Origin of the sequence: Leclercia sp. M-A074-M (assembly GCF_965195605.1) — a bacterium.
Classification (GTDB): domain Bacteria; phylum Pseudomonadota; class Gammaproteobacteria; order Enterobacterales; family Enterobacteriaceae; genus Enterobacter.
The window spans coordinates 25,843-51,552 of the sequence record NZ_CBDAHM010000009.1 but is presented as its reverse complement, the minus strand read 5'-3'; the positions used below and the strand labels follow the sequence as shown (position 1 = coordinate 51,552).

Sequence of the window (25,710 nt, the reverse complement as noted above, 5' to 3'; positions counted from 1 at the left end):
GTGGTTAAGCTAGCATTTCCCAGGGAGTTACGTTTGTTAACTCCCACTCATTTCACTTTCGTCTTCCAGCAGCCACAACGGGCTGGCACGCCGCAAATCACCATTCTCGGCCGCCAAAATTCGCTGGGGCATCCCCGTATCGGTCTCACTGTCGCCAAGAAAAACGTTAAGCGTGCGCATGAACGCAATCGGATTAAACGTCTGACGCGTGAAAGCTTCCGTTTACGTCAACATGAACTGCCTTCTATGGATTTCGTGGTGGTGGCTAAAAAAGGGGTTGCCGACCTCGATAACCGTGCTCTCTCGGAAGCGTTGGAAAAATTATGGCGCCGCCACTGTCGCCTGGCTCACGGGTCCTGATCGGCCTTATCCGGGTCTATCAACGCCTGATTAGTCCGCTACTCGGGCCACACTGCCGTTTCAGACCGACCTGTTCGCAATACGGAATTGAGGCATTGCGCAGGTTTGGAGTGATAAAAGGCAGTTGGTTGACGGTGAAACGCGTATTAAAATGCCACCCTTTACACCCAGGTGGAGACGACCCCGTCCCTCCAGGACCTTTTGATACCAGAGAACACTAACGATGGATTCGCAACGCAATCTTCTTATCATCGCTTTGTTGTTCGTGTCTTTCATGATCTTCCAGGCTTGGGAGCAGGACAAAAATCCTCAACCTCAGCAGCAGGTCACGCAGACAACGACCACCGCAGCGGGTAGCGCCGCCGACCAGGGCGTACCGGCCAGTGGCCAGGGGAAACAGATTACGGTTAAGACCGATGTGCTTGAGCTGACTATCAACACCCGTGGTGGTGATATTGAGCAGGCGCTGCTGTTGACCTACCCGAAAGAGCTGAAGTCTTCCGAACCTTTCCAGCTGCTGGAAACCACGCCTGAGTTTATCTATCAGGCACAGAGCGGCCTGACCGGTCGTGATGGCCCGGATAACCCGGCTAACGGTGCGCGTCCGCTGTATAACGTAGACAGCGATACCTTTGTGCTGGCCGATGGTCAGAACGAAATCACCATTCCGCTGACCTACACCGACGCCGCGGGTAACACCTTCACCAAAACCTTCACCCTGAAACGCGGTGAGTTTGCGGTAAACGTGGGCTATAACGTACAGAACGCCGGTGCGAAGCCGCTGGAAGTGTCGACCTTTGGTCAGCTGAAGCAGTCCATCAATCTGCCGTCGCACCGCGACACCGGAAGCAGCAACTTCGCGCTGCACACCTTCCGCGGCGCAGCGTACTCTACGCCAGACGCGAAATACGAGAAATACAAGTTCGACACCATCGCCGATAACGAAAACCTGAACGTCAGCTCCAAAGGCGGCTGGGTTGCGATGCTGCAGCAGTATTTCGCTACCGCGTGGATCCCGAATAACGACGGTACCAACAACTTCTATACCGCGAACCTGGGTAACGGTGTTGCCGCTATCGGCTATAAGTCTCAGCCGGTTCTGGTTCAGCCGGGTCAAACCGGTACGCTGGCCAGCACCCTGTGGGTCGGCCCGGAAATCCAGGACAAAATGGCTGCCGTGGCGCCGCACCTGGACCTGACCGTAGACTACGGTTGGTTGTGGTTCATCTCTCAGCCGCTGTTCAAGCTGCTGAAGTGGATCCACAGCTTCCTGGGTAACTGGGGCTTCTCCATCATCGTTATCACCTTTATCGTTCGTGGCATCATGTACCCGCTGACCAAAGCGCAGTACACCTCCATGGCGAAGATGCGTATGCTACAGCCGAAGATTCAGGCGATGCGTGAGCGTCTGGGCGATGACAAGCAGCGTCAGAGCCAGGAGATGATGGCCCTGTACAAAGCCGAGAAAGTGAACCCGCTGGGTGGCTGCTTCCCGCTGCTGATCCAGATGCCTATCTTCCTTGCGCTCTACTACATGCTGATGGGCTCCGTTGAGCTGCGCCACGCGCCATTCGCGCTGTGGATCCATGACCTCTCCGCACAGGACCCGTACTACATCCTGCCGATCCTGATGGGCGTGACGATGTTCTTCATCCAGAAGATGTCGCCGACCACCGTGACCGACCCGATGCAGCAGAAGATCATGACCTTTATGCCGGTCATCTTCACCGTGTTCTTCCTGTGGTTCCCGTCAGGTCTGGTGCTGTACTATATCGTCAGCAACCTGGTAACCATCCTTCAGCAACAGCTGATCTACCGTGGTCTGGAAAAACGTGGCCTGCATAGCCGCGAAAAGAAAAGCTCCTGATCCCAAGTAGGCTGTAGCTAAAATAAAGGCGGTCATCAGACCGCCTTTTTTATTGCGTTAAGAAGAGACAAACCATGAGCCATAACGACACTATCGTCGCCCAGGCAACCCCACCGGGACGCGGTGGTGTGGGCATTCTGCGTATCTCCGGCCTGAAGGCGCGCGAGGTAGCAGAAGCGGTGCTGGGTAAACTGCCAAAGCCACGCTATGCCGATTATCTGCCCTTTAAAGATAGCGACGGAACGGCGCTGGACCAGGGCATCGCACTCTGGTTCCCGGGCCCGAACTCCTTTACCGGCGAAGATGTGCTCGAACTGCAGGGCCACGGCGGGCCGGTGATCCTCGACCTGCTGCTGAAACGCATTCTGACCCTGCCGGGCGTACGCATCGCTAAACCGGGCGAGTTCTCCGAGCGGGCGTTTCTGAACGACAAGCTGGATCTGGCCCAGGCAGAAGCGATTGCCGACCTGATCGACGCCAGCTCCGAGCAGGCCGCGCGCTCGGCGCTGAACTCGCTGCAGGGCGCCTTTTCCGCGCGCGTTAACCATCTGGTGGAAGCACTTACTCACCTGCGCATCTACGTGGAAGCAGCCATTGATTTCCCGGATGAGGAGATCGACTTCCTCTCCGATGGCAAAATCGAAGCCCAGCTTAACGCGGTGATGAACGATCTCGACGCGGTACGTGCCGAGGCGCGTCAGGGCAGCCTGCTGCGCGAAGGGATGAAGGTGGTGATTGCTGGTCGCCCTAATGCCGGGAAATCGAGCCTGCTGAATGCCCTGGCGGGGCGCGAAGCGGCAATTGTCACCGACATTGCCGGCACCACCCGCGACGTGCTGCGGGAACACATTCATATCGACGGTATGCCGCTGCATATCATCGACACCGCGGGCTTACGCGATGCCAGTGACGAAGTGGAGCGTATCGGTATCGAGCGCGCCTGGCAGGAGATCGAGCAGGCCGACCGGGTGCTGTTTATGGTCGACGGGACTACCACCGCCGCCGTTGACCCGGCCGAGATCTGGCCGGATTTTATCGCCCGCCTGCCGGCAAAACTGCCGATCACCGTGGTGCGTAACAAAGCGGACGTTACCGGCGAAATGCTGGGTATCAGCGATGTGAATGGTCACTCACTGATCCGCCTGTCGGCGCGCACCGGCGAGGGCGTGGATGAGCTGCGCAACCATCTGAAGCAGAGCATGGGCTTTGATACCAGCATGGAGGGCGGCTTCCTCGCCCGTCGTCGCCATTTGCAGGCACTGGAAGAGGCGGCACAGCATCTGGATCAGGGTAAAGCGCAGCTGCTCGGCGCCTGGGCCGGAGAGTTGCTGGCAGAAGAGCTGCGTCTGGCGCAGCAGGCGTTAAGCGAGATCACCGGGGAGTTTACCTCGGACGATCTGCTGGGTCGCATCTTCTCCAGCTTCTGCATCGGGAAATAAACCCGTTGCAGTTAACTGCAAAAAAGCCGCAATAGCATCGCTGTTATTGCGGCTTTTTCTTTTCTCATATTACCTGAATAAATACCAAATACGCCTGTTATATTCTCTGTGATTACAATCACAATTAATATCACCGCGCATAGACAAATATTCTCATTCGAATAGTGTAGTAGCGTGTCTAATGAGGATAAATCAATGATGATTATCTTAAATACATATATCACTTCTAAGTGGTTCAATATTGACAATAAAATTGTCAATCACCATCCTTAATCTCCCTTCGCTTCTCATTCTCTATGCAACCTGAATAGATTAACACTCTATTTATCCGGTATGCCTGAAATCATTGCGCCCATAAGGCTGCAATTGTGCCTCTGCACGTCTCTGTCGGTGAAATATATTCTCCCGGTTGCGTAGCGGTATGGCAGGCCCAGGCATGCCTGTATTAATGGTTATTAAAATAGCCACCAGCACCGCTGCAATAAAAACAGGAATGATATAATGGAAAACTTCAAACATTTACCAGAGCCATTTCGCATCAGAGTTATTGAGCCAGTTAAACGCACCACAAGGGAGCATCGCGAAAACGCTATTATTAAATCGGGGATGAACCCTTTCCTGCTGGATAGCGAAGACGTGTTTATTGATTTACTGACCGACAGCGGCACTGGCGCTGTCACACAAAATATGCAGGCCGCCATGCTGCGCGGTGACGAAGCCTATAGTGGAAGCCGCAGCTACTATGCGCTGTCCGACGCGGTGAAAGAAATTTTCGGCTATCAATATACTATCCCGACCCATCAGGGACGCGGCGCCGAGCAGATTTATATTCCTGTGTTAATCAAAAAACGCGAGCAGGAGAAGGGGTTAGACCGCTCGAAAATGGTTGCCTTCTCGAACTACTTCTTTGATACCACGCAGGGGCATAGCCAGATAAATGGCTGCACCGTCCGTAACGTCTATATTAAGGAAGCATTCGATACCGGCGTCCGTTACGATTTTAAAGGCAACTTTGACCTGCAGGGTCTGGAAAACGGCATCGAAGAAGTGGGGCCGAGTAACGTGCCTTATATTGTCGCAACCATCACCAGCAACTCCGCCGGTGGGCAGCCAGTGTCGCTGGCGAACCTGAAAGCGATGTATGCGATTGCCAGAAAATACGATATCCCGGTGGTCATGGATTCGGCGCGCTTCGCAGAAAACGCCTGGTTTATTCAGAAACGCGAAGCGGAATATAAAGACTGGACTATCGCGGAAATAACCCGGGAAACCTATAAGTACGCGGATATGCTGGCGATGTCCGCCAAGAAAGATGCCATGGTGCCCATGGGCGGGTTGCTGTGCATCAAGAACGATGACTACTTCGATGTCTACACCGAGTGCAGAACATTGTGCGTCGTTCAGGAAGGGTTCCCGACTTACGGTGGCCTTGAAGGTGGCGCGATGGAGCGTCTGGCTGTCGGCCTGCATGATGGCATGGGCCAGGACTGGCTGGCCTACCGGATTAATCAGGTGCAGTACCTGGTTGACGGCCTGGAAGCCATCGGGGTGGTTTGCCAGCAGGCGGGGGGCCATGCTGCCTTCGTGGATGCGGGTAAGTTATTGCCGCACATTCCAGCAGAACAGTTCCCGGCGCAGGCGCTGGCCTGTGAGCTCTATAAAGTAGCAGGTATCCGCGCAGTTGAGATCGGTTCGTTCTTATTAGGCCGCGATCCGAAAACAGGTAAACAATTACCTTGCCCGGCAGAGCTGCTGCGTTTAACGATTCCGCGGGCCACGTATACGCAATCGCATATGGATTTCATCGTCGAAGCCTTTAAACACGTTAAAGAAAATGCGAAGAATATAAAAGGGTTAACCTTCACCTACGAACCTAAAGTATTACGCCACTTCACTGCAAAACTCAAAGAAGTTTAACCTTCTGTCCCCGGGTGGCTAAATAATGTTAGCCACCCACAAAGTAAATATATCAATAACATCAGGCTTACCATAATTGATGGGGGCACCATGGATAACGCTTTAGAATTAGAGACTAAACACTCTTCGGTTTGGGGTGTCATGGTTATAGCAGGTACCGTTATTGGCGGGGGAATGTTTGCTTTACCCGTGGATTTGGCAGGGGCATGGTTTTTTTGGGGTGCCTTTATTTTAATTATTGCCTGGTTTTCAATGCTTCACTCCGGGTTATTATTGCTGGAAGCAAATTTGAACTATCCTGTCGGCTCAAGTTTTAATACGGTCACCAAAGATCTGCTTGGCAATAAATGGAATATCGTAAGTGGTTTCACGGTCGCCTTTGTGCTTTATATCCTGACCTATGCCTATATCTCGGCCAATGGCGCAATCATAAGTGAAACCATCGCCATGAATCAGGGCACGCATGTGAACCCGCGCATTGTGGGTGTCAGTACGGCGCTCTTTGTCGCGGCGGTGTTGTGGTTCAGCTCATTAGCCGCCAGCAGGATTACCTCGCTGTTTTTAGGCATTAAGATCATCGCCTTTATCGTTGTTTTTGGGTCATTTTTCTTTCAGGTTGATTACTCGATATTACGAGACAGCAACGTTATCTCTGCCAGCAATACCAGCTACTTCCCCTATATCTTTATGGCCCTGCCCGTCTGCCTGGCGTCGTTTGGTTTTCATGGCAATATTCCCAGCCTGATCATCTGCTATGGGAAGCGGAAAGATAAACTGATAAAAAGCCTTGTGTTTGGCTCGCTGCTGGCGCTTTTTATCTATCTGTTCTGGTTGTATTGCACGATGGGGAATATCACCCGCGACAGCTTCAACGAGATCATCTCATCCGGGGGCAACGTCGATTCGCTGGTGAAATCTTTCCTTGGCACCCGCCAGCACGGGGTCATCGAATTTTGCTTACTGGTGTTCTCCAATTTAGCCGTCGCCAGCTCCTTCTTTGGCGTCACGCTAGGCTTGTTCGATTACCTTGCCGACCTCTTTAAACTGGATAATTCCCCCTCCGGTCGTCTGAAGACAATCATGCTGACCTTCCTGCCGCCCACTTTGCTCTACCTTATCTTCCCGAACGGCTTTATCTACGGAATTGGCGGTGCCGGGCTGTGTGCAACCCTATGGGCGGTCATTGTCCCGGCCCTGCTGGCGTTGAAAGCGAGACAGAAATTCCCGGATAAGATCTTCACCGTCTGGGGAGGGATGGCGATCCCTTCTCTGGTGATCCTCTTCGGTATCGTGGTCATTTTTTGCTGGTTCGGTAATACCTTTAATTTCCTGCCGCGCTTCGGTTGATCCTGCCTGCGTTCCTGTAAGCCACCTCACGCTGAGGTGGCTTTCCTGCCAGGAAATCACCTTTGTCCAAATGGCAACTCGCTAAACCTTCCTTCTCCCCCTATGCTTCATGCCTGCATTTATGGGGGATTTATGGCTCGTTTTCTGTTTTGTAGTTTTGCGCTGGTGCTGCTTTATCCATCGGGCATTGATATGTATCTGGTGGGGCTGCCGCACATCGCCCGCGATCTGGGCGCCAGCGAAGCGCAGCTGCATATCGCGTTTTCAGCCTACCTCGCGGGGATGGCGTCATCGATGGTGTTTGCCGGAAAGATTGCCGATAAAGCCGGACGGCAGCCCGTCGCCATTACCGGGGCGGTAATTTTTGCCCTGGCATCGGTGCTCTGCTCTCTGGCGCAGGAGAGTACGCTGTTTCTGGCCGGGCGCTTTATCCAGGGCATCGGCGCGGGCGGCTGCTACGTGGTGGCGTTTGCGATTTTGCGTGACACCTTAAGCACCCAGCGACGCGCCAAGGTGCTCTCCATGATAAACGGTATCACCTGTATTATTCCGGTGCTGGCACCGGTGGTGGGCTACCTGATCATGCTGCAATTCCCGTGGCAGAGCCTCTTCTGGGCCATGGCGGCGATGGGAATGCTGGTTTTTATCCTCTCTATCGCGGTGCTGAAAGAGACCCATCCGGGAGCGCAAAACCCTGGTCACACGGCGTCGGTTCCGCCGGAGGAGACGCTGCTTAACCGCTTCTTCATTAGCCGGCTGCTGATCACCACCCTGAGCGTGGCGGTGATCCTGACCTATGTAAACGCTTCCCCGGTGTTATTAATGGAAATCATGGGTTTCGATCGAGGCGAGTATTCCACAGTGATGGCGTTAACCGCGCTGGTCAGCATGGTCGTCTCCTTTTCGGCGCCGTTTGCACTGAATATCTTCCGCCAGCGCACGCTGATACTGACCTCGCAGGTACTGTTCCTGGCGGCGGGCGTGGTGCTGGCGACAGCCAGCTCTCCTGCCCTGATGCTGGCCGGTATTACCCTGGTTTGCGCCGGGTTCTCGATGGGGTTTGGCGTGGCAATGAGCCAGGCATTAGGGCCGTTTGCGCTGCGAGCGGGAGTGGCAAGCTCGGTGCTGGGTATTACTCAGGTCTGCGGCTCGTCGCTGTGGATTTGGCTGGCGGCGATAATCGGGCTGAATGCACTGAATATGCTGATCGGGGTTCTGATTGGCTGTAGCATGCTCAGCATCACCCTACTTATGGTCATCCGGCCCGCAGCACATCATGAAGAAGCACCTCAGCAGTCTCGATCTTAACCTGTTGTTGTGCCTGCAGCTTTTGCTGCAGGAACGCAGCGTCACCAAAGCCGCGAAACGGATGAACGTTACCCCGTCCGCGGTGAGTAAATCACTGGCGAAGCTGCGCGACTGGTTCGACGATCCGCTGTTTGTAAAGACCCCTCTGGGGCTGCTGCCTACTCCGCTGACGATGAGTCTGGAACAGGATCTGGCCGACTGGATGCAGATTGGCAACCAGATCCTCGATAAATTCCACCATGACTCTCCCGGCGGCCTGACCTTTGAGCTGGCGGCGGAAACGCCGCTGATGCTGATCCGCTTTAACGCGCTACTGGAACAGGTGAATCAGCGTTACCCACAGGCGACCGTGAAGATGCGCCACTGGGATTACGATTCGCTGGACGCCATTACCCGCGGGGAGGTCGATCTCGGTTTTACCGGACGTGAAACGCACCCGCGCTCCCGGGAGTTACTGAAGCTGATGCCGTGGTTTATCGACTACGAAATTCTCTTCAGCGACCGTCCGTGCGTCTATCTGCGTGAGGACCATCCAGCCCTTCAGGAGACGTGGGATCTGGAGACCTTCCTGCGCTATCCGCATATCAGCATCTTCTGGGAGCGGAGCGACACCTGGGCGCTGGATGAGGTGCTGAGAGAGATGGGACGTACGCGTAATATCGCCATGAGCCTGCCTGGATTCGAGCAGTCGATGTTTATGGCGGCGCAGCCGGGCCATAATTATATTGCCACCGCGCCGCACTACTGCCATCACTATAATCAGCTCCACCAGCGGAAGCTGGTTACCCTGCCAATCCCCATCGATGAAACGCAGGCGCAAAAGCTCACCGTTCCCTTCACCCTGATCTGGCATAAGCGTAACAGCCACAACCCTAAAATCCTCTGGCTGAGAGAAACCATTAAGGCGCTGTATGGTTCTCCATTGCGCTAATGGTCCGGTTTTTGGCTAAGAAAGTGTAAAGTTCCGCTGCAAAACTTCCCTTACCCCCATTTAGCCATTAAAACAGTAGATCAGTTAAGCGATAATGATGTAAACGTTTAACCCGTCTACTGACCATTATCATGGAGCGAAAAATGGCAACGCATTTTGCAAGAGGGACGCTGACCGAGGGGCGGCTGGTTTCGACCAGACTCTCTCCATCCTGTCATATCGAAGCGCGGAAGCTTCCGGAACATCGTCGGGCGCGATTTTTGGCTTCCCGATCGCTGCTTGCTGAACTGATGTTTATGCTTTACGGCACCAGCGAGCTGCCGGACGTAATTACCGAACCTGAGGGTCGCCCGGTTTTTGCCGATCCTGCGCTTCCCCGTTTTTCTATTGCCTACGCCGGCAATATCGTGGGTCTGGCGCTGACCACTGAGGGCGACTGCGGCCTGGATATGGAGCTGCAGCGGACCATTCGCAGCATGGATGGTACCCACGCTCACGACACCTACCCCTTGTCCAGCAACGAGAACTTATGGGTGCGTAATCAGAACGACCCCAACGAAGCCAGAGCACAGCTCATTACCCTGCGCCAGAGCATTCGTAAACTGTCAGGCGACGCCAGCGACTGCGCCAGCCTGCTGCAACTGTTACCGGGCTCAGGTCGTCTACGGGCATCCAGAGCCGCGCAGGTGGAAGCCTTAAGCGATGCCGAAGATGTGCTGATCTGGTCTGTTGCCGTCACCCCGGTTATTGAACGGTTAAAAATCTGGGCATTCGATAGCCGCCTTGGATGGAACGGTCTGCCGGATGTTCCTGCCCGCGCCAACGAGCCGGCAGCACGCCTGATGCGACTCACCAGTTTACCGGCGGAGAAAGCAATTACCCTTACCTGACCCTTCAGCAGGGCCATCATGATGAAGAAGGAGTAGTGATGTCTGATACGTTGAATGTTGTTACGTTACTGGGAAGCCTGCGCAAAGGTTCATTTAACGGCATGGTTGCCCGCACTCTGCCGAAGCTGGCGCCTGAGGGGATGGCAATTAGCGCCCTGCCGTCGATCGGCGATATCCCGCTGTACGACGCCGATATACAGCAGGAAGAGGGATTCCCTGCTGCCGTAGAAGCGCTGGCAGAACAGATCCGCCAGGCAGACGGCGTGGTGATTGTGACTCCGGAATATAACTACTCCGTGCCGGGTGGCTTAAAGAATGCTATCGACTGGCTTTCTCGTCTGCCGGAGCAGCCGCTGGCAGGCAAGCCGGTGCTGATCCAGACCAGCTCAATGGGGGCGATTGGCGGTGCGCGCTGCCAGTATCATCTGCGCCAGATCCTGGTCTTCCTGGATGCGATGGTAATGAACAAGCCGGAATTTATGGGTGGCGTGATTCAGAACAAGGTCGATCCGCAGACGGGTGAAGTGATTGACCAGAGCACGCTGGATCACCTGAGCGGACAGCTGAGCGCGTTCGGGAAGTATATTCAGCGGGTTAAAGCGTAAAAGAACGGACAAAAATTAAAGCCCTTTTCTCAGAAAAGGGCTTTTTTTATTACGCGTCGATAAACGCAATCTTCAGAATGAACAGCAGCGCAACGACCATCACGCACGGGCTGATTTCACGCCAGCGCCCGGTCCCCGCCTTCATGACACAGTAAGAGATAAAGCCCAGCGCAATGCCTTCGGTGATGGAGAAACTGAACGGCATCATCACCGCAGTGATAAACGCCGGCACCGCTTCGGTCAGGTCATCCCACTTCACGCGCGCCAGGCTGGAGGTCATCAGCACACCCACGTAAATCAGCGCGCCTGCGGCAGCGTAGGGCGGCACCATACCGGCCAGCGGAGAGAGGAAGATCACCAGCAGGAACAGCAGGCCGACGACGACAGCGGTCAGGCCGGTACGGCCACCCACGGAGACCCCGGAAGAGGATTCGATGTAGGCGGTCACAGAGGAGGTACCGATAAAGGAGCCGGTGACGGAGGAGATGCTGTCCACAAACAGCGCCTGCTTCATGCGCGGGAATTTGCCCTTCTCATCCGCCAGACCGGCCTTGTCGGTCACGCCAATCAGCGTCCCGGAGGAGTCAAACAGGTTCACCAGCATGAAGGAGAAGATCACCCCGGCCAGACCCAGGTTCAGCGAGCCCGCCAGATCGACGTGGCCAATCACCGTGGAGACGCTCGGCGGCGCGGAGACGATACCGTTGTAATGTACGTCGCCCAGCATCCAGCCCAGCAGGGTAGTGACAATAATCGACACCAGCACCGCCGCATGGATATTGCGTGAGGCCAGAATCGCGATGATGAAGAAGCCCAGCACACCCAGCAGCACGCTGTGGGAGGTGAGTTTACCGATACTGACCAGGGTCTCCGGGTTCGCCACGATCACGCCGGCGTTTTTCAGCCCCATCATGCCAATAAACAGGCCGATACCGCTGGTGATACCTACGCGCAGACTGACCGGGATATTAGCAATCATCCAGTAACGCACGCGGAAAATGGTCAGCAGCAGCAGACCGACCGCGCCCCAGAAGATGGCGCCCATGCCCACCTGCCACGGCAGGCCCATCGCCTGAACCACGACGAAGGCGAAGAAAGCGTTGAGGCCCATCGCCGGTGCCAGGGCAACCGGCAGGTTAGCGAACAGCCCCATCAGGATGCTGCCGAAGGCGGCGATAAGACAGGTCGTAACGAAGACGGCGCTGGTGTCCATGCCAGCAACGCCCAGAATTTGTGGGTTCACGAAAACGATATAGACCATCGTCAGGAAGGTGGTGAAACCGGCGATCACTTCGGTGCGTGCCGTCGTGCCGTGCTCGCGCAGTTTAAACACGCGCTCAAGCAAACCCGCGCCAGAAGACTGGGTAGTGTGTTGTTGACTCATTATCTATTTCCGAACAGGGAGGGAAAATCCGTCGCTATCCTATACCAAAATGCGACAATAAGGGCGGTTGTGAGGTACTTTTTTTCATTGCATCTGCTTATACGGCAACGATTGCGTCACACCGTTATGCATTACGTAAACGTTAAACTTGTTAAGAAAGGGAAAGGCATGTCTCAGATTGATGCGGTATTTTTCGACTGCGACGGTACGCTGGTCGACAGTGAGGTCATCTGTTCCCGGGCGTATGTCACCATGTTCCAGGAATTTGGTATCACGCTCGATCTCGAAGAGACCTTCAAACGCTTTAAGGGCGTAAAGCTCTACGAGATCATCGACATCATTAATGCCGAACACGGCGTCAGCCTCGCGAAAGCGGATCTGGAGCCTGTTTACCGCGCCGAGGTCGCACGCCTTTTCGACTCGGAACTGGAAGCGATCGCCGGGGCCAGCGCCCTGCTGGATGCCATGGCGGTGCCGATGTGCGTGGTCTCTAACGGCCCGGTGAGCAAAATGCAGCACTCCCTTGGCAAGTTACAGATGCTGCACCATTTCCCGGAAAAACTGTTCAGCGGCTACGATATTCAGCGCTGGAAGCCCGATCCGGCCATGATGTTCCATGCGGCGAAAGCGATGAACGTCAACGTGGAGAACTGCATCCTGGTGGATGACTCCAGCGCAGGCGCGCAGGCGGGGATCGCCGCGGGCATGGAGGTGTTCTACTTCTGCGCCGATCCGCATAACCCGCCGCTCGACCATCCGAAAGTCACGACCTTTACCGATCTGGCGCAGCTGCCGGCACTCTGGAAGGCACGCGGCTGGAATATTACCCGCTAAGCAAATGCCCTCCCCGAACGGGGAGGGCTGATATTTTTACTTAAAGAGTTTTTGTACAAATTCCGCATAGGCCGGACGCCAGACGTCCATTTCGTGATTCAGTCCGGGATACAGCTTGTAGTCAAATTTGATGCCCTGCTTTTCCAGCTCCGCTTTCAGCCCGGCGATATCTTTTCCGGTAACCGAATCATGCTCTCCTACCACTACCGTAAAATTACGCAGCTGTCCGTTGATAACATCGGGCTGCTTAAATCTTGCGGCTACGCCCGCGTCAGGTACGGTAGTTGTGGTAACGCCGCTGAAGGTTCCCAGCCAGCCAAAGCTGTCCAGGTGATTCATTCCGGACACCAGCGCCTGATATCCCCCCTGCGACAGACCCGCCAGCGCGCGGCCCTCCGCCTCTTTACGCACGTTGAAGCGGGTATCAATCAGCGGAACTATCTCGCTCATCAGCTCTTGATCTGCCGCTTTAGCGTTGAGGTGATAAAAGGTTTTGCGTCTTTCGGCAGGCGGGAAGTTTTCAGGAATCGCCTCCGGAATGTCGGTCTCCGTGTCGGGCACGACCACCAGCATAGGTTTGATTTTACCCTCGGCCATCAGGTTATCCATGATTTGCGGCAGGCGGCCCTGATCGATGGCTGAAAGGCCGGTATCCCCAAACCCATGATAGAAATAGAGAACCGGTAACGGTTCGCCTTTACCGTTATATCCCGGCGGGGTCCAGACATAGACGCGGCGTTCAGCGTTGAGCGCCTGCGAATGCCAGGTCAGGGTGGTCAGATCGCCATGGGGAACCGGACGATCGTCCAGAATGCTGCCGGGGACCAGAATCAGGCTGGTATTGACCTGGCGCTGGGGTTTTGGATAGCGGCTGCCCGTGTCGCTGGAGCGAAAACCATCAATATCGTAGAAATATTCATACAGGTTCGGAGCCATAGGCTCGCTTTTCCATGACCAGACGCCGTTTTTATCTTTCGTCATATCATGGGAAACCCAGGTTTCCGGCATCGATCCCGTCACCACGGAGACCCGCTTCGCAGCAGGTGCAAACAGGCGAAAGGTAATACTTTTATCCGTATTAACCTGCGTGACATAGTGGCTAACCGGCATCGCCGGATCGGGTGTGGCAGGAAAGGGGGCGGCGTTAACCGGCATTCCAGTACTTATTCCAATACTGATTGCCATAGCCAGGCATGCTAATGATTTTTTCATGTTCCATCCTTTGCTGTTTTTTCGTCCCACGTTAGCGCGTTTCGGTCGTCAGGCAACGGATGAAGGTAAATAATGTGATTGCACCAGAAATAATCACGCCAGTAAGTACTGGCGTGATGAAAGGAGGTTATTACTCTTTCGGATCTTTACCCGCCAGCATCTTGTCCAGCTCGTCTCCACCCACATGGCGGAAATCCTGGCCCTTCACGAAGTAGAAGATGTATTCGCAAATGTTCTGGCAACGGTCACCGATACGCTCGATAGAACGGGCGCAGAACAGCGCGGTCAGTACGCTTGGAATGGTTCGCGTATCTTCCATCATGTAGGTCATCAGCTGGCGCACGATGCCTTCGTACTCCTGGTCGACTTTCTTATCTTCCCGATAAATACGTACCGCTTCATCCAGATCCATACGCGCAAAGGCATCCAGCACGTCGTGCAGCATTTGCACGGTATGGCGCCCCAGCGACTCCAGGCTCACCAGCAGCGGCTGGTGCTGCTGGGAGAACTTCTCCAGCGCGGTGCGGCAAATTTTGTCCGCCACGTCGCCAATACGTTCCAGCTCGGCGATAGTTTTGATGATCGCCATCACCAGACGCAGGTCGCTCGCTGTCGGCTGACGCTTGGCGATAATGCGCACGCAGGCTTCATCGATCGCCACTTCCATCATGTTGACGTGTTTGTCGCCTTCCACCACGCGCTTCGCCAGCTCGCTGTCCTGGTTATGCATTGCGGTGATCGCGTCAGAAAGCTGCTGCTCTACCATACCGCCCATGGTCATCACCTGGGTGCGGATACTCTCCAGCTCTGCGTTAAACTGGCCGGAAATATGTTTATTAAGATTGAGATTATCCATTGCGCACTCCTGAATCAGCCGTAGCGTCCGGTGATGTAGTCTTCTGTTTGTTTCTTCGCAGGCTTGGTGAACAGGTCGTCCGTTTTACTGAACTCAATCAACTCGCCCAGGTACATAAATGCTGTGTGGTCGGAACAACGGGCAGCCTGCTGCATGTTGTGGGTCACGATCACCACGGTGTAATCCGCCTTAAGCTCGGTGATCAGCTCTTCAATACGCCCGGTGGAGATCGGGTCCAGCGCTGAGCACGGCTCATCCAGCAGCAACACTTCCGGGCGAATGGCGATACCGCGCGCAATGCACAGACGCTGCTGCTGACCACCGGAGAGAGAGTACCCGCTCTGGTGAAGTTTATCTTTGGTTTCGTTCCACAATGCGGCCTTGGTCAAAGCCCACTGCACGCGTTCATCCATATCGGCGCGGGAGAGCTTCTCGAACAGGCGCACGCCAAAGGCGATGTTGTCATAAATCGACATCGGGAATGGCGTAGGCTTCTGGAACACCATACCCACTTTCGCGCGCAGCAGAGCGATATCCTGGGTATTGGTCAGAATGTTGTCGCCATCCAGCAGGATCTCGCCTTCGGCGCGCTGCTCCGGATAAAGCGAATACATTTTGTTAAAGGTACGCAGCAGCGTGGACTTACCGCAGCCAGACGGACCGATGAACGCGGTAACCTGGTTTTTAGCAATATCCAGGTTGATGTTCTTCAGGGCATGGAACTTACCGTAGTAGAAGTTCAGGTCACGAACCGAAAGTTTACCCGGAGCAGTATTCACCATACTCATTGACTCATTTCCTCATCCGGCGCCGCAGCGTGCCACGCCGTCAATAATTAACCGTGTTTCTTCTTCGCGAAAATAACGCGCGCCAGAATGTTCAGTAACAGTACGCACAGGGTAATAATCAGTACCCCGGCCCAGGCCAGTGACTGCCATTCGGCAAACGGGCTCATCGCAAATTTAAAGATCGTCACCGGCAGGTTGGCGATCGGCTGCATCATGTCCGTGCTCCAGAACTGGTTTGAGAGCGCGGTAAAGAGCAGCGGTGCCGTTTCACCGGCGATACGGGCAACGGCCAGCAGCACACCTGTCAGGATCCCCGAGATGGAGGCTTTCAGGGTGATGGCAGAAATCATCTTCCACTTTGGCGTACCCAGTGCGTAGGCCGCTTCACGCAGGCTGTCCGGCACCAGTTTCAGCATGTTCTCGGTGGTACGAATAACGATAGGCACCTGCAGCAGCGCCAGCGCAATCACACCCGCCCAGCCGGAGAAGTGTTCCATCTGCGCCACCACGATGGTGTAGACGAACAGGCCGACCACAATCGATGGGGCAGAGAGCAGGATGTCGTTAATGAAGCGAATCACTTCAGCAATCCAGGATTTACGGCCATACTCCGCCAGGTAAATGCCCGCCATGATGCCAAGTGGCGTGCCGAAGACGGTCGCCCAGAGGATCAGCAGGCCGCTGCCCGCCAGGGCGTTCGCCAGACCACCACCTGCCGTATTTGGCGGCGGTGTCATTTCGGTAAACAACGCCCACGACATGCCGTCGATACCACGCGCCACCGTGGAGAACAGGATCCAGATCAGCCAGAACAGACCAAACGCCATGGTCGCCATGGAGAGCGTCAGGGCGAGGCGGTTTTTCATGCGGCGTTTCGCCTGCATTTTGCGGCGGGATTCCGCCAGCTCCGCGGTATTTTGCATTTCGAGCGTAGCCATTAGCGTGCCCCCTCATTTTTCGCCAGGCGCATGATCATCAGTTTGGAGATCGCCAGAACAATGAAGGTGATAACAAACAGAATTAAGCCCAGTTCCATCAGCGCGGCAACGTGCAGGCCCGATTCCGCTTCGGCGAATTCGTTTGCCAGCGCCGAGGTAATGCTGTTACCCGGCATATAGAGCGAGGCGCTGTCGAGCTGGTAGGTGTTACCGATGATAAAGGTCACTGCCATGGTTTCACCCAGCGCACGACCCAGACCCAGCATAATGCCGCCGATTACCCCATTTTTGGTGAACGGCAGGACGATACGCCAGATAACTTCCCAGGTGGTGCAGCCGATACCGTAGGCCGACTCTTTCATCATCACCGGGGTCTGTTCGAAGACATCGCGCATGACCGCCGCAATGTACGGAATAATCATGATGGCGAGGATCACGCCAGCCGCCAGGATGCCGATACCGAAAGCCGGACCGGAGAATAGCGCGCCCACAAACGGGATGGCGGAAAGGACGTTACCTACCGGCTCCTGAAAATAGGTCGCGAACAGCGGAGCGAAGATAAACAGACCCCACATGCCGTAAACGATACTTGGAATGGCCGCCAGTAGTTCAATGGCAATACCCAGCGGGCGTCGCAGCCAGTTTGGCGCCAGTTCGGTCAGGAACAGGGCGATACCGAAGCTCACCGGCACCGCAATCAGCAGCGCGATAAACGAGGTCACCAGCGTGCCGTAGATAGGCACCAGCGCACCGTAGATATCGTTCGGCGCATCCCACTCTTTGGTCCACAGGAAGGAGAAACCAAATTTCTGGATGCTCGGCCAGGAGGAGAAAATCAGGGACACGATAATGCCGCCCAGCAGCAATAGCACAATCAGCGCAGCCAGTTTTACCAGCGCGCTGAAAATCATGTCACCTTTTTTACCCGGAGGGTTAAATGCAGGCTTGGTTGCAGCCATAAATTACTCTTCTGTTTGAGACGTCTTACGAATATGCCCGGTGACGCTTACGCTTGCCGGGCCTACAGTCGGAACCGTAGAGCGGGTTAGCGCTAGCGCCACCCGCCATCTTCGTCAAAAATATCCTGTTAGTACAGCGCTTTACCGCTGCTGTCTTTCACGTTGGTTTTCCATGCAGCACGAATCTGCTCAACCACGCTGTCCGGCAGGCTGGCGTAATCCAGGTCGTTAGCCTGTTTGCCGCCATTTTTGTATGCCCAGTCGAAGAACTTCAGCACTTCAGCACCCTGCTCTGGCTTCTTCTGATCCTTGTGGACCAGGATGAAGGTGGTAGAGGTGATTGGCCATGCATTGTCGCCTTTCTGGTTGGTCAGATCCTGAGCGAAGGATTTGCTCCAGTCAGCGCCTTTAGCCGCGTTAGCAAAGTTCTCTTCAGTTGGGCTGACCGGTTTGCCGTCGGCAGAAACCAGTTTGGTGTACGCCAGGTTGTTCTGCTTGGCGTAAGCGTATTCTACGTAGCCGATTGAGCCTGGCAGACGCTGTACGAACGCGGCGATACCGTCGTTACCTTTACCGCCCAGGCCGGTCGGCCAGTTAACGGTAGAGCCGGAACCGACTTTGGATTTCCACTCTTCGTTCACTTTCGCCAGGTAGCTGGTGAAGACGAAGGAGGTACCGGAGCCGTCAGCACGACGAACCACAGCGATGTTCTGCGAAGGCAGTTTCACGCCCGGGTTCAGTTTAGTGATGGCTTCGTCATCCCATTTTTTGATTTTGCCGAGGTAGATATCACCCAGGGTTTTACCATCCAGCACCAGCTCGCCGGACTTCAGGCCAGGGATATTTACCGCCAGCACAACACCACCGATAACGGTCGGGAACTGGAACAGGCCTTCCTGATTCAGTTTCTCATCCGACAGCGGAGCATCAGATGCGCCGAAATCAACGGTATTTGCGGTAATTTGTTTAACGCCACCGGAGGAGCCGATACCCTGGTAGTTCACCTTGTTACCAGTCTCTTTCTGGTAAGTATCAGCCCATTTGGCATACACCGGCGCAGGGAAGGTTGCACCAGCGCCAGTCAGGCTTGCCTCTGCAAATACAGAGAACGCGCTCATCGATAAGGTCGCGGCGACAACAGTTGCGACAGTGGTACGCATAACTTTCATAATGTCTCCTGCAAGATTTTCGTAAATCGTTGTTTAGTGGCTACGATGAGCAAAATAGGACAAAGAGGTGACAGATAAATGTACGAATTATGACAGTTTTATGACAACGAAAATTGCGCAGAAAATTAAGCAAATTAAAGCATCTTTATCAATAAGTTAAAGCGAAATATGACGCATTGATTTCAGAAAAATTTTCTTTCTGTGAAACTGAAAAAAATAGCCGAAGATGACAGATTGTCATAGAACGCAGGGCAAAAAAGCAGGCGAAAAAACGGGCAGGAAGGATAAAAAAAGCTCCACCCAAAGGTGGAGCCTGAGAGGATTACTCTACGGTAACGGACTTCGCCAGGTTACGCGGCTGGTCGACGTCAGTGCCTTTGATCAGCGCAACGTGGTAAGCCAGCAGCTGCAGCGGAACGGTATAGAAGATAGGAGCAATGACCTCTTCCACATGCGGCATCTCGATGATGTGCATGTTGTCGCTGCTGGTAAAGCCAGCATCCTGATCCGCGAAGACATAGAGCACGCCGCCACGGGCGCGGACTTCTTCGATGTTGGACTTCAGTTTTTCCAGCAGTTCGTTGTTCGGTGCCACCACGATAACCGGCATATCCGCATCGATCAGCGCCAGTGGGCCGTGTTTCAGCTCACCTGCCGCGTAGGCTTCAGCGTGGATATAGGAGATCTCTTTGAGCTTCAGCGCACCTTCCAGAGCAATCGGATACTGATCGCCACGCCCCAGGAACAGGGCGTGATGCTTGTCGGAGAAATCTTCCGCCAGCGCTTCAATGCGCTTGTCCTGGGAGAGCATCTGCTCAATACGGCTCGGCAGCGCCTGCAGACCGTGCACGATATCGTGCTCAATCGCCGCATCCTGACCTTTCAGACGGGCCAGTTTCGCCACCAGCATCAGCAGGACCGTCAGCTGGGTGGTGAACGCTTTGGTGGAGGCCACGCCAATTTCGGTACCGGCTTTGGTCATCAGCGCCAGGTCAGACTCACGCACCAGCGAGGAGCCCGGTACGTTGCAGATGGCCAGCGAGCCCAGATAGCCCAGCTCTTTGGAGAGACGCAGCGCCGCCAGGGTATCAGCGGTTTCGCCGGACTGAGACAGGGTGATCATCAGGCTGTTACGACGCACGGCTGATTTGCGATAGCGGAACTCGGAGGCGATCTCCACGTCGCACGGCACGCCTGCCAGCGCTTCAAACCAGTAGCGGGAAACCATACCGGAGTTGTAAGAGGTGCCGCAGGCCACGATCTGAATGTGCTCAACTTTTGCCAGCATTTCGTTGGCGTTAGCCCCCAGTTCGCTCAAATCCACTTCGCCGTGGCTGATACGCCCGGTCAGGGTGTTTTTGATGGCATTCGGCTGCTCGTAGATCTCTTTCTGCATGTAGTGACGGTAAGCGCCTTTATCACCCGCGTCGTACTGCAGGTTGGATTCGATATCCTGACGTTTTACCGGCTCGCCAGATTTATCAAAGATTTTGACGTCACGGCGGGTCACTTCTGCAATATCGCCCTCTTCCATGAAGATAAAGCGACGGGTCACCGGCAGCAGCGCCAGCTGATCGGAGGCGATAAAGTTCTCCCCCATCCCCAGGCCAATCACCATCGGGCTGCCAGAGCGGGCTGCCAGCAAGGTAGACGGGTCGCGGCTGTCCATGATCACGGTGCCGTAGGCGCCGCGCAGCTGTGGGATCGCACGCAGTACGGCCTCACGCAGCGTACCGCCCTGCTCCAGCTCCCAGTGAACCAGGTGGGCAATCACTTCGGTGTCGGTTTCAGAGACGAAGGTGTAACCACGCGCGATAAGCTCTTCACGCAGCGGTTCATGGTTTTCGATGATGCCGTTATGCACCACCACAATGTGTTCAGAGACGTGCGGGTGCGCGTTGCCTTCCGAAGGTTCACCGTGGGTCGCCCAGCGGGTATGGGCAATACCTGTGCCACCGTGCAGCGGGTTCTCTTCCGCGGCCTGTGCCAGCATGTTTACTTTACCGAGGCGACGCAGACGGGTCATATTCCCTTCTGCATCCACCACTGCCAGACCGGCAGAGTCATAACCACGGTATTCCAGACGACGTAAACCTTCGAGAAGGATTTCAGCAATATCACGCTGCGCGACTGCGCCAACAATTCCACACATAGTTTTAGATTCCGAATAGAGGCTTTCGCCTGCGTTGTCGCTGACCTGTTATGCCCTTTCCGGGCGCCCCGAGCCTTGTAGAGAGTGGGGTTATATTTATGGGTACTGCTGATGGGCGGGGGATTATGTTATCCCCTCATCCCGAACCCTCTCCCGGAGGGGGAGAGGAAATAATCCACTTACTTTTTCTTCACCGGGCGTTTCCAGCCCTGCTTATGCACCTGCGGCACACGGCTTAACACCAGCTCGTTCTCCGCCACATTGCGGGTAACGGTCGTGCCCGCCGCAATGGTTACGCCTTTACCAATCGTCACTGGCGCCACCAGCTGTGAATCCGATCCCACAAACACGTCGTCACCAATAATGGTTTTAAACTTGTTCGCACCGTCATAGTTACAGGTGATAGTCCCGGCGCCGATATTCACGTTATCGCCAATCTCCGCATCGCCCAGATAGGTCAGATGGCCAGCTTTCGAGCCTTTGCCCAGACGCGCCTTTTTCATTTCGACGAAGTTGCCGACATGTGCGCCTTCCAGCAGCTCAGCGCCCGGACGCAGGCGGGCAAACGGCCCGATAGTGCAGGCGGCGGAGAGATGAGCATCTTCAACCACGCTATAAGGGCTGATTTCGCAGTCGTCGCCAATGATGCTGTTTTTAATCACACAACCGGCGCCAATTTTGACGCGGTTACCCAGCGTTACGTTGCCTTCCAGAATAACGTTAGTATCGATTTCGACGTCGCGCCCGTGGCTCAGCACCCCACGCAGATCGAAACGCGCTGGATCGCGCAGCATCACGCCCGCCAGCAGCAGCTTTTCAGCCTGCTCGGACTGATATACGCGCTCCAGACGGGACAGCTGAAGACGGTTGTTCACCCCTTCCACTTCGCTTAAGCGATCCGGATGAACGGCAGCGATCTCGCGGCCTTCCTGATACGCCATCGCGATGATATCGGTAATGTAGAATTCGCCCTGGGCGTTATTGTTGTTCAGCTGTGACAGCCAGCGCTTCATGTCCGCGCCGTTGGCGATCAGAATGCCGGTGTTAATTTCCTGAATTTCACGCTGTGCCTCGGTGGCATCTTTGTGCTCAACGATGCCCGTCACCTTGCCGTTATCACGGGTGATACGGCCATAACCGGTTGGATCGTCCAGCTTAACGGTCAGCAGACCGATCCCGCCCTGCGGTTTTGCAGCACGCAGGCGGGTCAGCGTCTCAACTGAGATCAACGGCACGTCGCCGTAGAGCATCAGGATGTCTTCGTCGTCAGAGAAGAACGGGGAGGCCTGCTGCATGGCGTGGCCGGTGCCCAGCTGTTCTGCCTGCAGAACCCAGTTGAGTTTGTCATCGCGTAGCGTCTGCTTCAGCAGATCGCCGCCGTGACCGTAGACCAGATGCACCTGGCTGGCGCCAAGATCGTTAGCTGCGTCAATGACATGCTGCACCATCGCTTTCCCTGCAAGGGTGTGCAGCACTTTAGGAAGATCGGAATACATGCGGGTGCCTTTGCCTGCGGCAAGGATGACCACGCTCATTGCAGTGTTCAACATACACGTCCTGACTGTAATTTGAGTGAAAAGTAAAACCCTTTGGCGTTGAAAATTCTACATATTTTGCGCCAAAAAATGGAGTGGCGGTAAAACGCACAACGTTGCCTGTTTCGGGCAAATTAAAGGTCCTTTTTACCGCAGATTAAAGGGCTTTGCCTGTGAAATATAGCGCCCTTTAGCGAACTCTCCAGCCCTCCCAACATGTTAGCTATTTTTTCGCTCTATTAATAAAGCCTGTTATAAGCAAAACACTGTTTTAATTATCTGAATGTGTGACACACAAAAAAGAAACACTGTTTTATTCTGATGATAATAGCGCTCAATTATTACTCAGGAGAATAAGATGAAGTCTAAAATACCTCTGGCCCTGATGATGTGTAGCGCCTTTTCCGCTATGGCAACAGAACAACCTCATGTCTGGAAAGCCATTGCCTTTGGGCAATCAACGGATCTGAATTTTTCCTCCAACGTGCTGCCCGAGAAAATCGGCGTCAATGATGTGACTATCGACGGGAAAAAGCTCTCGCCCCAGGAGAGCGCTGACCTGGCAAAAGCCATCACCCTGGAAAGCCGGGGCGGCAAAATCGCCAACTCCCATGACGGCTTAACGTTTTTCTATACCGAGCTGCCAACGGGAGAAAATTTTGTTTTGCAGGCCACTGTCCGGGTCGACCAGTTTGGGCCGGAGAATGGCGCGAAACCTGCCGCGCAGGAGGGCGCCGGACTGCTGGTACGTGATGTCCTCGGCAACCCGCGCCAGCAACCGCTAAAAATGGGTTATGAAGAGTTTCCGGCGGCATCGAATCAGGTGATGAACGCCATCATGACCCAGGATAAAAAAGACCATCAGCGGGTAAAAATGCAGGCTATCACCCGGGAGGGGATCAGCCATCCGTGGGGTGATGCCGGAGCCGCCATTAAAAAACAGAGTTACAAGGAAGAGGTGGATCTGAGCCAGACGCCGGAATTTCGCCTGAAACTCCAGCGCACCGACGACGGCTTTATTACCGCCTGGGCCCCGCTGGACAGCGACACCTGGGTGAGCAAGCGCGTGCCGCGCGCTGACCTGATTTCGGTACAGAACAAGGACCACTATTACGTCGGCTTTTTTGCCTCCCGCAATGCCAAAATTACGGTCACTAACGCCTCGCTCATCACCACCAGCGCCCATACCGTGCCTTCGGAGCCCTGGCAGGCAGAGCCACTGCCGGTCGTGGTGCAGCTGGCGTCCGGTACGGTCAGCGCTTCGCCAGATTACCTGCTGCAGGCGCGCGCTAATGAGGACGGGGTATTTAGCGTAAGACAAAACGAAGTGGTGATCGGTAATGAGAAAGCGGTGAAAGCAGGCGAGATGTACACCCTGCCAGCCCGCCTGGAGCAGACCAGCACCTTCACGGTGACCTTTACGCCTGCTCATGGCACGCCAGTGAACCAGCAGCTCACCGTCGAACGCATTGCAGACAGAGATACGACGCACCTGTATGCCGCTCCGGACGGAAAAGCGGATGCACAAGGCACTGCCGATGCGCCACTGGATCTCGCCACCGCCATCGCCCTGCTGGCGCCCGGCGGCAAGCTGGTGCTGAAAAGCGGCGATTACCCGCAGAGTGAGATCCCCGTCGCTGCCAGCGGCAGCAGCGATAAACTCAAAACCCTGCAGGCAGACGGGAAAGTGGTGATCCACGGCCTGTTGCTTGATGCCAGCTACTGGCATATCAACGGTATCGACGTGACCGGCAAAAGTCTGCGCGTTCAGGGTAGCCATAACCTGATCGAGCGCGTCACGGCCTACCGCAATGACGATACCGGGATCCAGATCTCCTCCCCGGATAAGATTGGCCGGCCATTATGGGCAAGCTATAACCGGGTTGTGGATTCTGAATCTTACGGCAATGAAGATCCCGGCAAGATTAACGCCGATGGCTTCGCGGTGAAAATGCGGGTAGGGGAAAGTAACCGGCTGGAGCGTTGCTATTCTCATGACAATATCGACGACGGTTTTGACCTGTTCAACAAGATTGAAGATGGCGCAAACGGCGTGGTCGTGATCGAGAACTCGGTTGCCAGCAACAATACCAGTAACGGCTTTAAGCTCGGCGGAGAAGGGCAGCCTGTGGCGCATCAGATCCGCAACAGCAAAGCCACGGGCAATCACCTGGACGGCTTCACCGATAACTTTAACCCCGGCAGGCTGGTGGTGGAGAACAATATCGCGGTAGATAACCAGCGCTTTAACTACATCTTCCGTCCAAGCCCATACGGCGATGTGACAACTCAGGGAACCTTTACCGGCAACGTATCGATCCGTAATCAGCCAGGCGAGTACGACGATGCGGTGACAGGAAACGTTGATAACACGAACTACTTTATCGCGAAGGGTAAAAGCGTGAACAGTGAAGGGAAGGAACTGGATAAAACGCAGGTAAAAATGTAGGTACCAGAGAGGCGCTTCGCTTATCACACTACGGTAAGCGTGGCGCCACCCGGCATATCAGCACTTAGTGGTTGAACGTACCGAAAGAGACGTTCATGTTGCTGAAAAGGGCGATGATTTTGTTGATCGTTTTCATGATGGCATCCTGATATTTTTGGAGTTCAGTTATGTGACATTCATCACAAAACGAAGTCTACTCCTGACAATTCTGCCGATCAATCTTTTTGTGAGCTAAATCACAAAATAATAAAACATCGTTTTAGTTTCAGATTTAATGAAACAGATCCATAAAAAAAGCCAGTCTGGAGACCAGACTGGCTTTCGTGCTTTCAAGCCGGTGTTACATCGCTTTTTTGGTCAACTCGATAACACGCAGTTTCGCGATCGCTTTGGCCAGCTCTGCAGACGCCTGAGCGTAATCCACGTCGCCATGAGAGCTCTTAATGTGCTCTTCTGCTTTACGCTTCGATTCCAGAGCTCGCGCTTCGTCGAGATCCTGGCCACGAATTGCGGTATCAGCCAGTACGGTCACGCTACCAGGCTGCACTTCAATAATGCCGCCAGACAGATAGATAAACTCTTCATGACCGAACTGTTTAACGATGCGGATCATACCAGGCTTAATGGCGGTGAGCAGCGGGGCGTGACCCGGGAAAATACCCAGTTCACCTTCGCTACCCGTTACCTGGATTTTCTCGACCAGACCAGAGAACATTTGTTGCTCTGCGCTGACGACGTCCAGGTGGTAAGTCATTGCCATATCACCCTCC

23 protein-coding genes are annotated in these 25,710 nt (G+C 54.7%); 13 read left to right on the top strand and 10 right to left on the bottom strand.

Annotated elements, in window-relative coordinates:
- The 11 genes from rnpA (at position 1) to ACOKCT_RS17980 (ending at position 10,664) form a co-directional block, all read left to right on the top strand.
- On the top strand, positions 1 to 360 hold the full coding sequence (gene rnpA / locus ACOKCT_RS18030; RefSeq protein WP_014072458.1) for a ribonuclease P protein component: 360 nt from the start codon (positions 1 to 3) through the stop codon (positions 358 to 360).
- A complete protein-coding gene (gene yidD / locus ACOKCT_RS18025; protein ID WP_072036746.1) occupies positions 324 to 581 on the top strand; it encodes a membrane protein insertion efficiency factor YidD in 258 nt (85 codons plus the stop codon). Before rnpA ends, yidD begins: the two co-directional genes overlap by 37 nt.
- Before the next feature lie 2 nt (positions 582 to 583).
- A complete protein-coding gene (gene yidC, locus ACOKCT_RS18020; protein WP_103177628.1) occupies positions 584 to 2,227 on the top strand; it encodes a membrane protein insertase YidC in 1,644 nt (547 codons plus the stop codon).
- A gap of 74 nt (positions 2,228 to 2,301) precedes the next feature.
- On the top strand, positions 2,302 to 3,666 hold the full coding sequence (mnmE, locus tag ACOKCT_RS18015; RefSeq protein WP_420193743.1) for a tRNA uridine-5-carboxymethylaminomethyl(34) synthesis GTPase MnmE: 1,365 nt from the start codon (positions 2,302 to 2,304) through the stop codon (positions 3,664 to 3,666).
- Between the two features lie 195 nt (positions 3,667 to 3,861).
- Positions 3,862 to 3,939 carry a tryptophanase leader peptide gene (tnaC, locus tag ACOKCT_RS18010; RefSeq protein ID WP_350028380.1) on the top strand — a complete coding sequence of 26 codons (78 nt, stop codon included), beginning with the start codon at positions 3,862 to 3,864 and terminating at the stop codon, positions 3,937 to 3,939.
- A 228-nt stretch (positions 3,940 to 4,167) separates the two neighbouring features.
- A complete protein-coding gene (gene tnaA / locus ACOKCT_RS18005) occupies positions 4,168 to 5,583 on the top strand; it encodes a tryptophanase (RefSeq protein WP_103177626.1) in 1,416 nt (471 codons plus the stop codon).
- A gap of 90 nt (positions 5,584 to 5,673) precedes the next feature.
- On the top strand, positions 5,674 to 6,930 hold the full coding sequence (gene tnaB, locus ACOKCT_RS18000; RefSeq protein WP_156655423.1) for a low affinity tryptophan permease TnaB: 1,257 nt from the start codon (positions 5,674 to 5,676) through the stop codon (positions 6,928 to 6,930).
- Between the two features lie 132 nt (positions 6,931 to 7,062).
- Positions 7,063 to 8,238, top strand: a complete 1,176-nt coding sequence (locus tag ACOKCT_RS17995; protein ID WP_103177624.1) for an MFS transporter — start codon at positions 7,063 to 7,065, stop codon at positions 8,236 to 8,238.
- Positions 8,207 to 9,169: an HTH-type transcriptional regulator YidZ gene (yidZ, locus tag ACOKCT_RS17990; protein ID WP_325941846.1), complete on the top strand. Its 963-nt coding sequence runs from the start codon at positions 8,207 to 8,209 to the stop codon at positions 9,167 to 9,169. The genes ACOKCT_RS17995 and yidZ overlap by 32 nt, the downstream gene beginning before the upstream one ends.
- Before the next feature lie 143 nt (positions 9,170 to 9,312).
- Positions 9,313 to 10,059 (top strand): 4'-phosphopantetheinyl transferase family protein, encoded by a 747-nt coding sequence (locus ACOKCT_RS17985; protein ID WP_103177622.1) that lies wholly within the window; start codon positions 9,313 to 9,315, stop codon positions 10,057 to 10,059.
- Between the two features lie 38 nt (positions 10,060 to 10,097).
- Complete coding sequence (locus tag ACOKCT_RS17980) at positions 10,098 to 10,664, top strand: NADPH-dependent FMN reductase (protein WP_103177621.1); 567 nt, start codon at positions 10,098 to 10,100, stop codon at positions 10,662 to 10,664.
- Between the two features lie 49 nt (positions 10,665 to 10,713).
- On the opposite strand, the gene adeP is transcribed toward ACOKCT_RS17980, so the two are convergent.
- A complete protein-coding gene (gene adeP / locus ACOKCT_RS17975) occupies positions 10,714 to 12,048 on the bottom strand; it encodes an adenine permease AdeP (protein ID WP_139156311.1) in 1,335 nt (444 codons plus the stop codon).
- Between the two features lie 168 nt (positions 12,049 to 12,216).
- Here adeP and yieH point away from each other — a divergent pair, with 168 nt between their 5' ends.
- Positions 12,217 to 12,882, top strand: a complete 666-nt coding sequence (gene yieH / locus ACOKCT_RS17970) for a 6-phosphogluconate phosphatase (protein ID WP_103177619.1) — start codon at positions 12,217 to 12,219, stop codon at positions 12,880 to 12,882.
- Positions 12,883 to 12,918: 36 nt separating this feature from the next.
- Here yieH and ACOKCT_RS17965 read toward each other — a convergent pair whose 3' ends face one another.
- From ACOKCT_RS17965 to glmU, 8 genes are all read right to left on the bottom strand, one after another.
- Positions 12,919 to 14,067, bottom strand: coding sequence for an esterase (locus ACOKCT_RS17965; protein ID WP_420193775.1), 1,149 nt, complete (start codon positions 14,065 to 14,067; stop codon positions 12,919 to 12,921).
- Between the two features lie 157 nt (positions 14,068 to 14,224).
- Positions 14,225 to 14,950 carry a phosphate signaling complex protein PhoU gene (phoU, locus tag ACOKCT_RS17960; RefSeq protein WP_103177617.1) on the bottom strand — a complete coding sequence of 242 codons (726 nt, stop codon included), beginning with the start codon at positions 14,948 to 14,950 and terminating at the stop codon, positions 14,225 to 14,227.
- A gap of 14 nt (positions 14,951 to 14,964) precedes the next feature.
- A complete protein-coding gene (pstB, locus tag ACOKCT_RS17955; protein ID WP_103177616.1) occupies positions 14,965 to 15,738 on the bottom strand; it encodes a phosphate ABC transporter ATP-binding protein PstB in 774 nt (257 codons plus the stop codon).
- Positions 15,739 to 15,785: 47 nt separating this feature from the next.
- Positions 15,786 to 16,676, bottom strand: coding sequence for a phosphate ABC transporter permease PstA (gene pstA / locus ACOKCT_RS17950; protein ID WP_103177615.1), 891 nt, complete (start codon positions 16,674 to 16,676; stop codon positions 15,786 to 15,788).
- Positions 16,676 to 17,635 carry a phosphate ABC transporter permease PstC gene (pstC, locus tag ACOKCT_RS17945; RefSeq protein WP_103177614.1) on the bottom strand — a complete coding sequence of 320 codons (960 nt, stop codon included), beginning with the start codon at positions 17,633 to 17,635 and terminating at the stop codon, positions 16,676 to 16,678. Before pstC ends, pstA begins: the two co-directional genes overlap by 1 nt.
- A 128-nt stretch (positions 17,636 to 17,763) precedes the next feature.
- Entirely contained in the window at positions 17,764 to 18,804 is a 1,041-nt protein-coding gene (gene pstS, locus ACOKCT_RS17940; protein WP_103824239.1) for a phosphate ABC transporter substrate-binding protein PstS, read from the bottom strand.
- A gap of 322 nt (positions 18,805 to 19,126) precedes the next feature.
- Positions 19,127 to 20,956 (bottom strand): glutamine--fructose-6-phosphate transaminase (isomerizing), encoded by a 1,830-nt coding sequence (gene glmS / locus ACOKCT_RS17935; RefSeq protein ID WP_103177612.1) that lies wholly within the window; start codon positions 20,954 to 20,956, stop codon positions 19,127 to 19,129.
- A 179-nt stretch (positions 20,957 to 21,135) separates the two neighbouring features.
- Complete coding sequence (gene glmU / locus ACOKCT_RS17930; RefSeq protein WP_420193742.1) at positions 21,136 to 22,506, bottom strand: bifunctional UDP-N-acetylglucosamine diphosphorylase/glucosamine-1-phosphate N-acetyltransferase GlmU; 1,371 nt, start codon at positions 22,504 to 22,506, stop codon at positions 21,136 to 21,138.
- 343 nt (positions 22,507 to 22,849) lie between these two features.
- Between glmU and ACOKCT_RS17925 the strand changes: the two genes are divergently transcribed.
- Positions 22,850 to 24,940 (top strand): right-handed parallel beta-helix repeat-containing protein, encoded by a 2,091-nt coding sequence (locus ACOKCT_RS17925; RefSeq protein WP_420193741.1) that lies wholly within the window; start codon positions 22,850 to 22,852, stop codon positions 24,938 to 24,940.
- Between the two features lie 340 nt (positions 24,941 to 25,280).
- Here ACOKCT_RS17925 and ACOKCT_RS17920 read toward each other — a convergent pair whose 3' ends face one another.
- Positions 25,281 to 25,700, bottom strand: a complete 420-nt coding sequence (locus ACOKCT_RS17920) for a F0F1 ATP synthase subunit epsilon (RefSeq protein ID WP_039032217.1) — start codon at positions 25,698 to 25,700, stop codon at positions 25,281 to 25,283.
- Positions 25,701 to 25,710: the final 10 nt, after the last annotated feature.